Source organism: Roseitranquillus sediminis (assembly GCF_016918935.1).
GTDB classification, from domain to species: Bacteria; Pseudomonadota; Alphaproteobacteria; order Rhodobacterales; family Rhodobacteraceae; genus Roseitranquillus; species Roseitranquillus sediminis.
This window is the reverse complement of sequence record NZ_JAFFOB010000007.1, coordinates 273,428-288,663: the sequence shown is the minus strand read 5'-3', so window position 1 is coordinate 288,663 and position 15,236 is coordinate 273,428. Positions and strand designations below refer to the sequence as shown.

Annotated in this window: 13 protein-coding genes; 4 read left to right on the top strand and 9 right to left on the bottom strand. The window is 68.5% G+C overall.

Features of this window, described 5'->3' with window-relative positions; genetic code table 11:
• Position 1 precedes the first annotated feature (1 nt).
• The 5 genes from JM664_RS04765 to hslO all read right to left on the bottom strand — a co-directional run bounded on the left by JM664_RS04765 (position 2) and on the right by hslO (position 6,502).
• Positions 2-1,837, bottom strand: a complete 1,836-nt coding sequence (locus JM664_RS04765; protein ID WP_227418758.1) for an ABC transporter ATP-binding protein — start codon at positions 1,835-1,837, stop codon at positions 2-4.
• Entirely contained in the window at positions 1,834-3,672 is a 1,839-nt protein-coding gene (locus JM664_RS04760) for an ABC transporter ATP-binding protein (RefSeq protein WP_227418757.1), read from the bottom strand. The genes JM664_RS04765 and JM664_RS04760 overlap by 4 nt, the downstream gene beginning before the upstream one ends.
• Positions 3,673-3,769: 97 nt before the next feature.
• Positions 3,770-4,924, bottom strand: coding sequence for a CCA tRNA nucleotidyltransferase (locus tag JM664_RS04755; protein WP_227418756.1), 1,155 nt, complete (start codon positions 4,922-4,924; stop codon positions 3,770-3,772).
• Positions 4,921-5,517, bottom strand: coding sequence for a CoA pyrophosphatase (locus JM664_RS04750; protein WP_227418755.1), 597 nt, complete (start codon positions 5,515-5,517; stop codon positions 4,921-4,923). The genes JM664_RS04755 and JM664_RS04750 overlap by 4 nt, the downstream gene beginning before the upstream one ends.
• The gene (gene hslO / locus JM664_RS04745; protein WP_227418754.1) at positions 5,507-6,502 is read right to left on the bottom strand and encodes an Hsp33 family molecular chaperone HslO; all 996 of its coding nucleotides are present in this window, start codon (positions 6,500-6,502) and stop codon (positions 5,507-5,509) included. Before hslO ends, JM664_RS04750 begins: the two co-directional genes overlap by 11 nt.
• Positions 6,503-6,552: 50 nt before the next feature.
• On the opposite strand from hslO, the gene JM664_RS04740 reads away from it, so the two are divergent.
• Positions 6,553-7,059, top strand: coding sequence for an NUDIX domain-containing protein (locus tag JM664_RS04740; RefSeq protein ID WP_227418753.1), 507 nt, complete (start codon positions 6,553-6,555; stop codon positions 7,057-7,059).
• Here JM664_RS04740 and JM664_RS04735 read toward each other — a convergent pair.
• A complete protein-coding gene (locus JM664_RS04735; protein ID WP_227418752.1) occupies positions 7,010-8,296 on the bottom strand; it encodes a PP2C family protein-serine/threonine phosphatase in 1,287 nt (428 codons plus the stop codon). The two genes, JM664_RS04740 and JM664_RS04735, sit on opposite strands and share 50 nt — an antisense overlap.
• Positions 8,297-8,439: 143 nt before the next feature.
• Here JM664_RS04735 and JM664_RS04730 point away from each other — a divergent pair, with 143 nt between their 5' ends.
• Positions 8,440-8,769: an Hpt domain-containing protein gene (locus JM664_RS04730; RefSeq protein ID WP_227418751.1), complete on the top strand. Its 330-nt coding sequence runs from the start codon at positions 8,440-8,442 to the stop codon at positions 8,767-8,769.
• Here JM664_RS04730 and ilvA read toward each other — a convergent pair.
• The gene (gene ilvA, locus JM664_RS04725; RefSeq protein ID WP_227418750.1) at positions 8,766-10,007 is read right to left on the bottom strand and encodes a threonine ammonia-lyase IlvA; all 1,242 of its coding nucleotides are present in this window, start codon (positions 10,005-10,007) and stop codon (positions 8,766-8,768) included. The two genes, JM664_RS04730 and ilvA, sit on opposite strands and share 4 nt — an antisense overlap.
• Positions 10,008-10,121: 114 nt before the next feature.
• Between ilvA and JM664_RS04720 the strand changes: the two genes are divergently transcribed.
• Both JM664_RS04720 and msrA read left to right on the top strand, forming a co-directional pair.
• Complete coding sequence (locus tag JM664_RS04720) at positions 10,122-11,339, top strand: argininosuccinate synthase (RefSeq protein WP_227418749.1); 1,218 nt, start codon at positions 10,122-10,124, stop codon at positions 11,337-11,339.
• A gap of 91 nt (positions 11,340-11,430) precedes the next feature.
• The gene (gene msrA / locus JM664_RS04715) at positions 11,431-12,075 is read left to right on the top strand and encodes a peptide-methionine (S)-S-oxide reductase MsrA (RefSeq protein ID WP_227418748.1); all 645 of its coding nucleotides are present in this window, start codon (positions 11,431-11,433) and stop codon (positions 12,073-12,075) included.
• Here the strand turns inward: msrA and JM664_RS04710 are convergent.
• Positions 12,039-12,935, bottom strand: a complete 897-nt coding sequence (locus JM664_RS04710; RefSeq protein WP_227418747.1) for a ribokinase — start codon at positions 12,933-12,935, stop codon at positions 12,039-12,041. The genes msrA and JM664_RS04710 overlap by 37 nt on opposite strands.
• A complete protein-coding gene (locus tag JM664_RS04705; RefSeq protein ID WP_227418746.1) occupies positions 12,932-15,193 on the bottom strand; it encodes an NADP-dependent malic enzyme in 2,262 nt (753 codons plus the stop codon). The genes JM664_RS04710 and JM664_RS04705 overlap by 4 nt, the downstream gene beginning before the upstream one ends.
• Positions 15,194-15,236: the final 43 nt, after the last annotated feature.

The window sequence follows — 15,236 nt, the reverse complement described above, 5'->3', positions numbered from 1 at the left end:
GCTACTCGGCGGCGTCGCTCAGGCCGACGAATCCGCCCGATTGCCGGTTCCAGTACCGCGCGTAGAGCCCGTCCTGCCGCAAGAGATCGCGGTGCGTCCCCTCCTCGACGACACGGCCCTCCTCCAGCACGACGATCCGATCCATCCGCGCGATGGTCGAGAGGCGGTGCGCGATCGCCAGCACCGTCTTGCCCTCCATCACCCGGTCGAGCGCGGTCTGGATCTGCGCCTCGACCTCGCTGTCGAGGGCGCTCGTCGCCTCGTCCAGCACCAGGATCGGCGCGTCCTTGAGGATGGCGCGGGCCAGCGCGATCCGCTGCCGCTGTCCCCCGGACAGCTTCACGCCCCGCTCACCCAGATGCGCCTCGTAGCCCCGGCGCCCCATGTGGTCCTGCATCGCCATGATGAAGTCGTGCGCCTCGGCGCGGCGCGCGGCGTCGACCATCTCCTCCTCGGTCGCATCGGGTCGGCCGTAGAGGATGTTGTCCCGCGCCGAGCGGTTGAACATCGCCGTCTCCTGCGTGACCATCCCGATCTTGCGGCGCAGGCTCTCCTGGGTGACTTCGCGCACGTCGCGCCCGCCGACGAGGATGCGGCCCTGCTCCACGTCGTAGAGCCGCAGGAGCAGAGCGACGAGCGTCGATTTGCCCGCCCCCGAAGCGCCGACGACGCCCAGCTTCTCGCCAGGCCGCACGGTCAGCGTGACACCGCCGAGGCCACCGCCTTCCCTGCGGCCGTAGGTGAAGCTGACGTCCTCGAACCGCACCTCGCCCGCACGCGCAAGCTCGTCCGCGCGCTGCGCATCGGTCAGCGAGTGCGGCGGCGTCAGCGTGTTCATCCCGTCCTCGACCTCGCCGATGCTGGAATATATCCCCATCAGCGCAAAGCTCACCCAGCCGGTCATCTGCGCGATCCGGATGGCGATGGTTCCGGCCGCCGCGATGTCGCCGGCGGTCGCGCTGCCAGCCGACCAGAGCACCAGCGTACCGCCGATCAGCACGACCGGCAGGACGCCCGACAGCATCATCAGCGTGAAGCGGAAGCCTGCCGAGAGCACGCCGAAGTCCACCACCCGCTCGCGAAAGGTACCCATCGCGCCCAGCGCCGCCCGATCCTCGTGCTCGGCATGGGCGAAGAGCTTGACCGTCTTGATGTTGGTGATGGTGTCGACGACCTGTCCCGACACCATCGCCCGCGCGGCCGCCCGCGCCTTCGATCGCTTGCGAACGCGCGGCATGAACCAGCGGATCACCGCAAGATAGATCACCAGCCAGACCGCCAGCGCCAGCGCCACCCGCCAGTCGATGGCGGTCAGCAGCAGGACCGACCCCACGACCGACGCCAGCGCGAAGAGGACGGTGTTGATCATCTCGACAGCCACGTCCGTCAGCGCCCGCGCGGTCTGCATCTGCTTCTGCGCAATGCGGCCTGCGAAGTCGTTGTCGAAGAAGGTCACCGCCTGGCCCAGCGTCCAGCGGTGCAGCCGACTCAGCACGAGCGGGTTGACGTTAGGCTGCACCATCACCGAGTTCACGGCCGATGACATGCCCATCGCGCCGGGCCGCAAGAACAGGAAGAATGACGCGACGAGCGCCAGCATCGGCCAGTTCTCGGCGAAGAATCCAGCCTCCCCGTGTGCCACTGCGAGGTCGATGACGAAGCCGAGGAGCAGGGCCGTCACGACTTCGAGCGTCCCGGCCAGCGCGCTGATCACACCCGCGACCGCCAGCCAGCCCCACGCGCCGGCGAGCGCCCAGCGGAAGAACGCCGCGAGCGTGCGCGGCGGCGGCCCCTCGGCCGGACGGAACGCGTCGATCAGGTTCGCGAGCCGCCTCACTCCGCCGCCTCCGTGCCGATGAAGCCACCGGACTGGCGCCGCCAGAAGCCGGCATAGAGCCCGCCACGGGCGAGCAGCGCGTCGTGCGACCCCTCCTCGGCGATGCGGCCCTCGTCGAGGACCAGGATCCGGTCCATGTGCGCGATGGTCGACAGGCGGTGCGCGATCGCGATCACGGTCTTGCCTTCGATCATGCCGTAGAGGGTGTCCTGGATTGCCGCCTCGACCTCGGAATCTAGCGCTGAGGTCGCCTCGTCCAGTATCAGGATCGGCGCGTCCTTCAAGATGACGCGGGCGAGCGCGATGCGCTGGCGCTGGCCTCCCGACAGCTTCACGCCGCGCTCGCCCACCTGCGCGTCGTAGCCGGTGCGCCCGTTCGAATCGCGCAGGTCGCAGATGAAGTCGTGCGCCTCGGCCCGGCGCGCGGCGTCGAGCATCTCGGCCTCGCTCGCGTCGGGACGGCCGTAGAGGATGTTCTCGCGGACGGAGCGGTGCAGCAGGCTCGCCTCCTGCTGGACCATGCCGATGGCGGAGCGCAGGCTGTCCTGCGTGACCCCGCCGATGTCCTGCCCGTCTATCAGGATCCGCCCGTGCTCGGGGTCGTAGAACCGCAGCAGCAGCTTGACCAGCGTCGACTTGCCCGCGCCGGACCGGCCGACGAGGCCGACCTTCTCGCCCGGAGCGACCGCCAGGTTCACGCCATCGAGCCCGCCCCGGCCGCGGCCGTAGTGATGCGCGAGGTCCACCACCTCGATCCGGCCGGCGCCGAGGCGCAGCGGACGCGCCTCCGGCCGGTCGGTCAGCGCCAGCGGCTGCGCGATCGTCTGCATCCCCTCGGCCACGATGCCGAGGTTGCGGAAGAAGCTCGAGAGCGCCCACATGATCCAGCCGGTCATGGCGTTGAGCCTCAGGCAAAGCGCCGTCGCCGCGGCCACGACGCCCACGCTGGCCTGCCCGGCCATCCAGAGCGCCACCGCCCAGCCCACCACGCCGACGATCAGCAGACCGTTCAGCACGGTCAGCGAGACATCCATCATCGTGAGGATCCGCATCTCGTGCTGGAAGGTCCGCCGCGCGCGCTCGATAGCTTCGCGTGCGTAGGCGACCTCGCGGTCGTGGGCGAAGAGCTTGACCGAGTGGATGTTGGAGTAGGCATCGACGACCCGCCCCGTCACCTCGCTGCGGGCATCCGAGGCCGCCTTCGACGCGGGCTCGACCCGCCGCATCGTCCAGCGCACGAGGACGGCGTAAAGCGCGAACCAGATTACCAGTGGGATGGCTAGGCGAAGGTCCGCATCGGCCAGGAGGATCAGCGCCCCCACCATGTAGGCCAGCGCGAAGGTAATCGCGTCGAAGACCTGGAACACTGCCTCGCCGGCGGCCGGCGGCGTCTGCATGATGCGGTTGGCGATGCGGCCCGCAAAGTCGTTCTCGAACCAGCCCACGGACTGGCGCAGCACGTGCCGGTGCGCGCGCCAGCGCCAGAGCGTGCCGTAATTCGGCAGGATCGTCTGGTTGAGCAGCAGCACGTCCAGGCCCATGACGGCCGGCCGAACCAGCAGGATGAAGAGCGCCACCGCGATCAGCTCACCGCCGTGATCGCGCCAGGTCTGTTCGGGCGTGCCGGCGCTCAGCAGGTCGACCACGCGTCCCATGTAGGCGATCAGCCACATCTCCACCGCGGCGGCGACGATCGAGACGATTCCGGCCGCAACGAAGACGCGGCGAAACGGCTGCGAATAGTCATGGACGAACGGCCACAGCCGCGCGGGCGGCGCATCGGTCTGACGATAGCTCGCATAGGGATCGACGAGGTGTTCGAAGAATCGGAACATCGGGACGGCCTTTCGCGGGCGCGATCTGCGATTGGGATGCTAGGCCCGAAGACCGCCCGGCAGGCAACAGCCGAGCCACCCGTAACGCCGCCGCCGCTCAGCCGGTTCCCGACCTGAGCAGTTCCTCGCGGTTCAGGGCGAACCCCGAATCGATCCATCGCCGCTCGAGAACGGCGAGGGCACGGCCAAGGTCCGGGCCCGTCTGCGTCAGGTCGGCGGCGGCGACCGGGAACCTCGCCGCCGTGCCCGCTTCGATGTCATCCTGCAGAGTCGCCGGCAGCGGCGCGCCGAAGACCGCCGATCGCAGAAGCTCCGTGTCCCGCGCTACCTCCGCCCCATGGCGCCAGGCCAGCTCGGCGGTGCCCGCGGTGCCACCGATCTCTCGCCTCAGGAGCTCCAGCCGCCGCGCTGCCTTGCGCGGCAGGCGCAGGCGCGCCGGCACATCCTCGCCTCCCAGCACCGCCAGCCGCCGGACCGCGTCCGGCTCCGCCCCTGCCGCCTGCTCCGCCGCGACCAGCACGACCAGAGGCGCCGCGTCGGCGCCGGGCAGCACGTGCGAGAGCACGCCCGACGATGCCATCGCGGCCACCGATGGTGCCGGGTCCGGTGCGGTCAAAAGCTTCGTCATCTCCGCCCCGACGCGCTCGCGCGAGAGCGCTGCCATGCCGTCCGCCGCCGCCGCACAGGCGGCCAGCCCCTCCGCGTCGAGGCCTTCGGCAGGGTCCCCGTACCAGGCGTGGAAGCGAAAGAAGCGCAGGATGCGCAGCCGGTCCTCCGCAATGCGCCGGGCCGCGTCGCCCACGAAGCGAACCCGGCCTGCCCGCACGTCCGCGAAGCCACCGAGCGGGTCGACCAGCGTACCCTCCGCATCGGCGTAGAGCGCGTTCATGGTAAGGTCGCGCCGCCGCGCATCCTCGGCGACGTCGTCGGTGAAGGCCACCACAGCGCGACGCCCGTCGGTCTCGACGTCCCGCCGCAGGGTCGTCACCTCGTAGGGCCGCCCGGCGAGGACCAGCGTCACCGTCCCGTGCTCGATTCCCGTAGGCACCGCCTTGATGCCTGCCGCCTCGGCCAGCGCCACCACCGCCTCCGGCCGCGCATCCGTCGCGACGTCGATGTCCGACACGGGCTGCTCCAGCAGCGCGTTGCGCACGCACCCGCCGACGACCAGCGCCTGATAACCCGCGTCGCGCAGCAGTCGCAACACCGCCTGCGTCTCCGCTCGCCGGAGCCAGTCGCCGTTGATCCTCACCGGTCCATCCGTTCGGCGAGGCATCGCAACATCCGCGCCGTTGCGCCCCAGATGTAGTACGGACCCCAGGGTACGGCATAGTAGCGGCGGACGCTCCCACGCCACTCCCGCCATTGCACCGTGAACATCGCGGGATCGGTGACGTGCGAGAGCGGAACGGCGAAGATCTCGTCGACCTCGCCCCGCTCCGGCCGCCAAGGGAACGCGTCGCGCACGCGGCCCAGCACGGGGCAGACGGCAAAGCCCGTGACGGTTTCGTGCATCGGCAGCCGGCCCCAGACCTCGACGTTGCCGGGCTCGAGCCCGATCTCCTCGTGCGCCTCGCGAAGCGCGGCGGCCTCGGGCCCGGCGTCTCCTGCATCGATCTTGCCGCCCGGGAACGCGATCTGCCCCGGATGATGCACCAGGGCCGCCGAGCGGCGGGTAAACAGCACCACCGGCCCCCCCGGCGCGTCCGCGATGGCCACGAGAACCGCCGCGCCGCGCAGCCGCCGCTCCGACGCAGGCTCGAGCGCAGGGTTGAGATCGTAGTCCGAGGTACCCTCGCCGCGACCCAAGGCGCCGCGCAGCTTACGCTCGAACTCAGGCGTCATCGGCGGGCTTGTCTGCCTCGAAGCCCAGCGTGTCCGGATCGAACTCGTAGTGCGCGCCGCAGAACTGGCAGTCGGCCGTGACGATTCCTTCGTCCGTCGTCATGTGCCCGATGTCCTTCGCCGAGTAGATCGACAGGCTCTCGCGAACGCGGTCGGCCGAGCAGGTGCAGCCGAAGTCGATGGGTTGTGCATCGAAGACCCGCGGCGACTCCTCGTGGAAGAGCCGGACGAGCAGGTCGGTCGGCTGCACGTTGGGTCCGACCAGTTCGAGGTCCTCCACCGTGTCGAGCAGCATGTTCGCGCGGGACCAGTCCTCGGCCGCATCGCCGTCGAGGATGTCGTGCGGCTCGAGCAAGCCTCCCTCGCCCGAGCCGCCTCCTGAAACGGACGGCGAGGCGGCAGGCATGAGCTGGAGCAACAGCCCGCCGGCGCGCCATGCATCGGCGCGGCCGGGCGCGCTGCTCGTCCCGTAGGTCAGCTCGAACCGCGTCGGCAGCTGCTCCGACTGGGCGAAATACGTCTCCGCACAGGCGGAGAGCGACCCGCCGGCGATGGGCGTGATGCCCTGGTAGGGCACGGTGCCACGCCCCTGATCGATGATGATCGCGAAGTAGCCGTGTCCGATCTGGTCGAAGGGCTTGCCCTCGCTGTCGAGGCGATCGGCGTCGTAGCTGGCGTAGGCCCTGATCTTCGCCGGCGCGCCCTCCTCGGCGGGCGCGAAGAAGTCGGTCGCGATCAGGCGCACCGGTCCGTCGCCACGGATCTGGAGCGACAGCTTCCAGCGCAGCTTGATGGTCTGCCCGATCAGGGCGGTGATCAGCGCCGCCTCGGCGATCAGCGCCTCGACCGTCAGCGGGTAGTCGTGCTGCGCGAGGATCCGGTCCAGCGCCCCGTCGAGCCGGGCAACCCGCCCGCGGATATCGGAGCGGTCGAGCTGGAATGGCAGGACCGTGTCGTCCCACGCGATCTGCGATACGAGTGACATGATGTTCCTTGGCGCTTCGCCTTGGTTTGGGCCAGTCATATAGGTGCGCCATGTCGCGGTCAAAACTCGGAAACGGAATCCGCAGGCTCGGAGCCTCTGTCCGCCCCGGCGTCACCTACCGAACGCGCCCCGGCGTCTATGCGGCCGCGCTGATCGGGGACGGGGTCCTGCTCACGCTGCAGCATGCGCCGCGTGCCGAGCTCCAGCTGCCCGGCGGCGGGATCGATCCGGGTGAGACGCCGCTCGCCGCGCTGCACCGCGAGGTCGCCGAGGAGACCGGCTGGCGAATCGGCAGGTGCCGCCGCCTTGGCGCCTACCGCCGCTTCACCTTCATGCCCGAGTACGGCATCTGGGCGGAGAAGGTCTGCATGGTTTACCTTGCTCGAGCCGTCCGATGGATTGCGCCGCCGACCGAGGCGGGACACGAGGCGCTGGTCGTACCGCTGAGCCGCGCGCCTTCCCTCGTCGGATCGGAGGGCGACGCGGCGTTCCTGAAGTCGCTCGCCCTCAGCAGGAGCCCGCGTACTCGAAGACCACCGCCGAGACGTCGTCCCTGAACTCGACCGTTCCCGCAAAGCTCTCGAGGTCGGTGACCAGCGCATCGAGGAAGGCGCTGCCGTGCAGGTCGCTCGATACGCGCATCAGATGCGCGAGCCCTGCCTCTTCGAGCTGCGCGTCGGCACCGTCGACGCATTCGGTCAGCCCGTCGGAATAGATCAGCAGGCGCTCGCCCGGCGCGAGCAGGATCTCCCGCGTCTCGTAGACGGCACCGGGGATCAGCCCGATCGGCAGGCCCCCGTTGCCGACGAAGCGCACCCTGCCGTCTGGCGACTGCACTGCCGGGTTCGGATGGCCGGCCTGGGCGAAACGAACGCGCCCGGTCAGCAGGTCGACCTCCGCAAGGATCATCGTGAAGTAGAGGTCCGTGTCCATTTCGCGTAGCAGCAGGTCGTTGAGCATGGCGCAGACCTGTCCCGGCGCGCGCATGTCGAAGAGCCCCAACTCGTTTATTGAGATCGCGACGTTCTGCTCCGGCGACGTGCCGGAGAGATAGCTCGCGAGCCGCGCCGTCATCAGCGCAGAGGCGACGCCATGACCCGAGACGTCGAGCGAGTAGAACGCGATCCTGTTCTCGTTGATTCGGAAATGTCCGACGAGGTCGCCGCCGACGTGGCCGCTCGGGCGCATCGTGAGCGCCATCCGGCCGCGACCGAAGTCGCGATGGCGCTCTGGCACCAGCGATTGCTGCAGCCGGCGCGCCTCCACGAGGTCGCGGTCGAGCGAATCGTAGACGGCCTGGAGCTGGGCGAGGGTCGAGGTCAGCAGCTCGTTCTTCTGGGTCAGCTCGCGCGCCATCTTGAGGATGCGCTCACCCGCCGCGATCCGCGCGCGCAGCTCGTCCGGCGCCACCGGCTTGCTCAGGAAGTCGTCCGCCCCGACGTCGAGGCCGAGCGCGACGTTCTCCTGGCCGGTCTTCGACGTCAGCAGGATGAAGTAGCCGTAATGTTCGCGGTCGAGCTGGCGGAAACGCCGGCAAAGTTCGGGGCCATCCATCCCCGGCATCATCCAGTCGCTGAGAACTATGTGGATCTCGTTTCCGCGCAGGATGGCGAGTGCATCCTCGCCAGACCCGGCCTCCCACACGCGGTAGCCCCAGCGCTGGAGTGACGCCGACAGGATTCGGCGCTGCGAGCGGCTGTCATCGACCACGAGGACCGTGCGGCACGTCGTGTGCGACTGTCCCGCAGGCTGCCGCCCGGCCGCCGCCGAAAGTGGCGCTGGCGTTGACGACATTATCCCTCCACGGCTCAGGTCGACGACCTCCTGACCGCCGATGCTTAAGATTGCGTGAACCAGTCGAGCGCGCGTCACCCTTTACTTCCGATTAAGATCGCGGTCCTACGACTCGGCCTAAGGATGTGCGGCGGGAGCAAGGCATGATCAGCTGGAAACGCGTGCGCGAACTTCGTGAGGAGATCGGCGATGACGACTTCACGGAAGTCGTCGACCTGTTCCTCGAAGAGGTTGAGGACGTGCTTGACAGGATGCGTGCTGATCCCGACCCCGCCAGCTATGAGGCCGACCTGCACTTCCTCAAGGGCAGCGCGCTCAATCTTGGTTTCGAGGCTCTGGGTGCGCTCTGCATGAACGGCGAGATGCGCGCAGCCGCGCGGAAGATGCAGACCCGAGACCTCGCGGAGGTCTTCGACACCTACGAGGTCTCCAAGAAGGAGTTCCTAGAGGCACAGGAGAACGCGCCCGCCTAGACGAGGAAGTCCGTGAGCGACTGGTCGCCTGTGATGTCGCGATAGAGGAAGCCGGCCGCGTCCATGCGCTCGAAGAGGCCGCGGAAGTCCTCGGCCCGCTGCGCCTCGATCCCGATCAGAACCGAGCCGAAGTTGCGCGCAGATTTCTTCAGGTACTCGAAGCGGGCGATGTCGTCGTCCGGCCCCAGCGTCTGCAGGAAGTCGCGAAGCGCGCCCGGGCGCTGCGGTAGGCGCAGGATCAGGTACTTCTTCAAGCCCGAGAAGCGCTGCGCCCGTTCCTTCACCTCCGGCAGGCGTTCGAAGTCGAAGTTGCCGCCCGAGGTCACGCAGACCACCCGCCGCCCCTCGATCCGCTCCGCCACGTCCTTGAGCGCGTCCACGGCAAGCGCTCCGGCCGGCTCCAGCACGATACCCTCGACGTTCAGCATCTCAAGGATCGTCGTGCAGATCCTGTCCTCGGACACACGCAGCACGTCGCGCGGGTCCACCTCGCGCAGCACCTCCCACGTCCGCTTTCCTATCCGCGCGACCGCGGCTCCGTCGACGAACGTGTCGACCCGCGGCAGCGTAACCGGCTCGCCCACCTCGAGCGCCGCCGCGAGGCTCGCGCCGCCTGCCGGCTCGACGAGGATCGTTTCCGTATGCGGCGACACTTCCGAGAGAATTCGCCGCACACCTGCCGACAAGCCACCGCCGCCCACGGGCAGGACCACGACCTCCGGCGGTTCGTCCAGCGTCTCCAGCATTTCCACCGCCACGCTCGCCTGGCCCTCGATCACGTCGGCATCGTCGAACGGCGAGAGGAAGTGCGCGCCGACTTCCTTACAGTGCGCCTCGGCCGCGCGCAGGGTGTCGTCGACGTAATCGCCCGTCAGCCGCACCTCGACGTGCTCGCCGCCGAAGGCGCGGGTCTTGTCGATCTTCTGCTTGGGTGTGGTCACCGGCATGTAGATGGTGCCGCTCACGCCGAAGTGCGCGCAGGCGTAGGCCATGCCTTGGGCGTGGTTCCCGGCACTTGCACAGACGAACCGCTCGGCGCCGGCGGCGCGGGCCTTGCGCATCGCGTTCATCGCGCCGCGGATCTTGTAGGAGCGCACCGGCGACAAGTCCTCGCGCTTCAGCCAGATCTCGGCGCCGTAGCGTTGCGACAGGTGGTCGTTGCGCAGGAGCGGCGTCGGCGGGAACAGTTCCCGCATCTCGCGCTCGGCGGCACGGGCTGCCTCGACGAAGGTGCTCATCCGCGACCCATAGCCGACAAGACGCCGGCGCCGCCAGTGGCGCGATGGCGTCGGCTTGTCCGGGCGACGCGGAGCGACTAGACCCGCGCCTGGTTGCGTCCTGCGGAGAAGTTCATGTCAGCGCCGAAGAAAGTCGTCCTCGCCTATTCCGGCGGCCTCGACACCTCGATCATCCTCAAGTGGCTCCAGACCGAGTATGGCTGCGAGGTCGTGACCTTTACCGCCGACCTAGGCCAGGGCGAGGAGCTCGAGCCTGCGCGCAAGAAGGCCGAGATGCTGGGCGTCCGCGACATCTACATAGAGGACCTGCGCGAGGAGTTCGTGCGCGACTTCGTGTTTCCGATGTTCCGGGCAAACGCCCTCTACGAGGGACTCTATCTCCTCGGCACCTCCATCGCCCGGCCGCTGATCTCCAAGCGCCTCGTGGAGATCGCCCACGAGACCGGCGCCGACGCCGTCGCCCACGGCGCCACCGGCAAGGGCAACGATCAGGTCCGGTTCGAGCTCTCCGCCTATGCGCTGAACCCCGACATCCGGGTGATTGCGCCGTGGCGCGAGTGGGACCTGACGAGCCGCACTCGGCTCCTCGAGTTCGCCGAGCAGCACCAGATCCCGGTCGCCAAGGACAAGCGCGGCGAAGCGCCGTTCAGCGTGGACGCGAACCTACTGCACACCTCCTCGGAAGGGAAGGTTCTGGAGGACCCTGCCGAGGAAGCGCCGGACTACGTCTACCAGCGCACCCAGCACCCGGAGGATGCGCCGGATACGCCGGAGCATGTCGAGATCGGCTTCGAGCAGGGCGACGCGGTCAGCGTGAACGGCGAGCAGCTGACGCCCGCCACGCTGCTGACCCGGCTCAACGAGATCGGCGGCCGGCACGGGATCGGCCGCCTTGATCTGGTCGAAGGGCGCTTCGTCGGCATGAAGTCCCGCGGCATCTACGAGACGCCTGGCGGCACGCTCCTGCTGGAGGCGCACCGGGGGCTCGAGCAGATCACCCTCGATCGCGGTCAGGCGCACCTCAAGGACGAGCTGATGCCCCGCTACGCCGAGCTCATCTACAACGGCTTCTGGTTCTCGCCGGAGCGCGAGATGCTGCAGGCGGCAATCGACCATTCGCAGCGCCACGTCACCGGCACCGTGCGTCTCAAGCTCTACAAAGGCCTTGCGCGGACCGTCGGCCGCTGGTCGGAGCACTCGCTCTACTCCGAGGCGCACGTGACCTTCGAGGAGGATGCCGGTGCCTACGATCAGAAGGACGCGGCCGGCTTCATCAAACTGAACGCGTTGCGCCTCAAGCTCATCGCGATGCGGAACCGCCGGCTCGGCTGACAAAGGCTCACCTCTGCGTGACATGCAGGCGGCGAGCAGTTGCCCCGGCGGACCGGCGGGGCATCATGTGAGGCCGAAACGGAGGTTCCACATGCCAGCTCTCGCACTCAAGCCTGTTCTGCTCGCCATCCCGCTGCTCGGGGGCGCAGTGCACGCCGCGCCACTCGAATCCGCCTATGTTGCGGGCGGCTGTTTCTGGTGCGTCGAGGCGGACTTCGAGAAGGTCCAGGGCGTGGACGAAGTCATCTCCGGCTATTCCGGCGGCGATCTGCCGAACCCCACCTACCGCCAGGTCGTCGCGGGCGACACCGGGCATTACGAGGCGGCCGAGATCCGCTATGACCCCGATCAGGTCAGCTACGCCCAGCTGATGGATCTCTTCTTCCGCTCCGTCGACCCGACCGACGGGGGTGGTCAATTCTGCGACCGTGGCGACAGCTACCGCACCGCCATCTTCGTGCAGAGCGAGGCTGAACGGCAGGCGGCCGAGGCCGCCAAGGTCGAGGCTGCGGCAGAGCTGGGACAGGAGGTCGTGACGCCGATCCTCCGCTTCGATGCCTTCTATGAGGCCGAGGATTATCACCAAGACTATTACAAGAGCGACGACCGCCTGCCGATCACCTCGGTCGGGTTCGCCGTACCCAAGTCGGTCGCCTACGAGCGCTATCGCACGGGATGCGGTCGGGACGAGCGCATCCGTCAGCTCTGGGGCGACGACGCGCCGTTCCTGCCCTGAACGAAGGCGGCGACCTCGTCTGCCGAGGGAATCGCGTCCGACGTGCCGCGGCGCGTGACCTTCAGCGCCGCCGCAGCCGCGCCTGAGGTCAGTGCCTCGTGTGGTGTACAGCCCCGGTCGAGGCAGGCGGCGACATAGCCGAGGAAGGTGTCGCCCGCGCCGGTGGTATCGACCACATCGGCCGGCATCGCCGGCACACTCGTGCGCCCGTCGTCGCTCAGCCACTCAGCGCCCGCGGCGCCGCGCGTGACGATCAAGTGGCGCGACGGAAGCTCGTGCAGCGCGCGCCCGAGCCCACATTCGAGCTGGTGCCCCTCGATTTCGTTCACCACCAGCAGCCACACATGATCCATGACCGCGCGGACCGCCTCGATGGAAAAGGGCGCAGCCGAGTAAACGACCCGCAGACCGTTTTTCGAGCCGATCTGCGCGGCTTCGGCCTGCAGCGTGGTCTCGTTCTGGAGGAGGAGCAGGTCGCCTCTCTCGGCCGAGGAGAGCGCCGTTTGGATCGCATCGCGGTCCTGCTCGGCATTGGCGCCAGGGAAGACGACAATGGCATTCTCGCCGTCCTCTGCAACCTCGATGATCGCGTGGCCCGTCGGCGCCTCCACCTCGACCACGTGAGAGACGTTCACGCCGAACCCGCGCATCCGCTCGCGTGCCCAGAGGCCGTCGCGGCCGACGCAGCCGATGTGCCGCACGGATGCACCGGCCCGTGCCGCCGCAACAGACTGGTTCGCGCCCTTGCCCCCGAGGCCGATGGAGTGCGCCGTGGCGGCAATCGTCTCCCCCGGCCCCGGCAGATGCGGCACCGCGTAGAAGTGGTCGATGTTGATCGACCCGAAGTTCCAGACCGTCATGCGTCGCCCACGTTGCAGGCAGCGAGCAGCGCCATCGTCAGGATGTCGGTCGCGGTCGAGACGGCGGAGCAGAGCTGGATCGGCTTGCCGACCCCGGTCAGGATCGGGCCGATCACGGTCGCACCGGCCATTTCCTGCATCAGCTTGACGCTGATCGAGGCAGAATGCCGCGCCGGCACGACGAGGACGTTCGCCGGACCCGTCAGCCGGCTGAACGGATAGTGCGCCGCCGCCCGCGCGTTAAGCGCCACGTCCACGGTCATTTCGCCCTCGTACTCGAATTCGGCGCCACGTTGGTCGAGCACCTTGGGTGCGAGGTGCATCTTGTGCGCTCGCTCGCTGACCGGATAGCCGAATGTGGAGAAGCTGACGAAGGCGACCCGAGGCTCGAGCCCCAGCGCCCGCGCCACCGCCGCGCCGCTCTCGGCAATGTCGGCGAGGTCGTGCTCGTCGGGCCATTCGTTCACCAGGGTGTCGCCCAGGAGGATGATGCGACCGCCGCGGATCAATGCTGTGATGCCGACGGCGCCGTCCTCGGCACTGGCATCGAAGACGTGGTTGATGAGCTCCAGCACGTGCGCCGACTTTCGCGTGGCACCCGTGACCAGCGCGTCGCCATGGCCGTGCGCCAGCATCAGCGCCGCGAAGACATGCCGATCGCGGGCCGCCAGCCGATGCACGTCCTGCGCGTCGAACCCCTTGCGCTGCAAACGCCGGTAGAGAAAGGCCTTGTATTCGTCGAGGTGGGAGGTGTTCGCCGCGTTGATGATCTCGAGCTCCGTCCAAGCTTCGGGCAAGCCCTCGGCCGCGAGCTTCTCGCGAACGTCCTGCTCCCGCCCCACAACCAGCGCCTTGCCGAAGCCGGAGCGCTGGTACTGAACCGCCGCCTTCAGCACGCGGGGATCGTCACCCTCGGCGAAAATGACCTGTGCCTGCGCCTTGCGGGCGCGGGCGTTGATGCCCTGGAGGATGTTCGCCGTAGGGTCCATGCGCGCCTTGAGCGCCACCTCGTAGGCGTCCATGTCGACGATCGGCCGGCGCGCCGCGCCGGTGTCCATCCCGGCGCGCGCCACCGCCGGCGGAACCCGGTGGATCAGACGCGGGTCGAACGGCGTCGGCAGGATGTACTCCCGCCCGAAGGTAAGCTTGCGATTGTAGGCGATCGCGACCTCGTCCGGCACGTCCTCCCGCGCCAGCGCCGCCAGCGCCTCGGCGCAGGCGATCTTCATCGGGTCGTTGATAGCACGCGCATGGATGTCGAGCGCGCCGCGGAAGAGGTAGGGGAAGCCGAGGACGTTGTTGACCTGGTTCGGGTAATCCGACCGGCCGGTGGCGACGATGGCGTCGGACCGGATCGCCCGCGCCTCCTCCGGCGTGATCTCGGGATCCGGGTTCGCCATCGCGAATATGACGGGGTTGTCCGCCATGCTCTCGACCATCGCCGGCGTGACCGCGCCCTTGACGCTGACGCCGATGAAGACGTCGGCGCCGCGCATCGCCTCCTCCAGCGTGCGCAGTTCGGTGGCGATCGCGTGGGCGGACTTCCACTGGTTCATCCCCTCGGTGCGGCCCTGATAGATGACGCCCTTGGTGTCGCAGACGATGCAGTGGTCGTGCCGCGCGCCCATCGACTTCAGCAGCTCGATGCAGGCGATTCCCGCGGCGCCGGCGCCGTTCAGCACGATGCGGACGTCCTCCAGCCGCTTGCCGCTGATGTGGAGCGCGTTGATGAGTCCCGCGGCGCAGATCACCGCCGTGCCATGCTGGTCGTCATGGAACACGGGTATGTCCATGACCTCCTTCAGCCGGTCCTCGATGATGAAGCAGTCGGGTGCCTTGATGTCCTCCAGGTTGATGCCGCCGAAGGTGGGTCCCATGATCCGCACCGCGTCGATGAAGGCCTCGGGGTCCTCTGTGTCGAGCTCGATGTCGATCGAGTTCACGTCGGCGAAGCGTTTGAACAGCACCGCCTTGCCCTCCATCACCGGCTTCGATGCCAAGGCGCCAAGATTGCCGAGGCCCAGAACGGCGGTGCCGTTCGAGATGACGGCGACGAGGTTGCCCTTGTTGGTGTAGTCGTAGGCGGTGCCGGGCGACGCGGCGATCTCCTCGCACGGAATTGCGACGCCCGGCGAGTAGGCAAGGCTGAGATCGTGCTGCGTTGCCATCGGCACCGTCGCACCGACCTCGAACTTGCCCGGCGTGGGCTCCATGTGGAACGCCAGCGCGTCCTCGCGCGTGATCTTGCTGCCGGCCATTGCTTCCTCCCCTTTTCGACTTGATGCCAAATGCGGAGGGAGC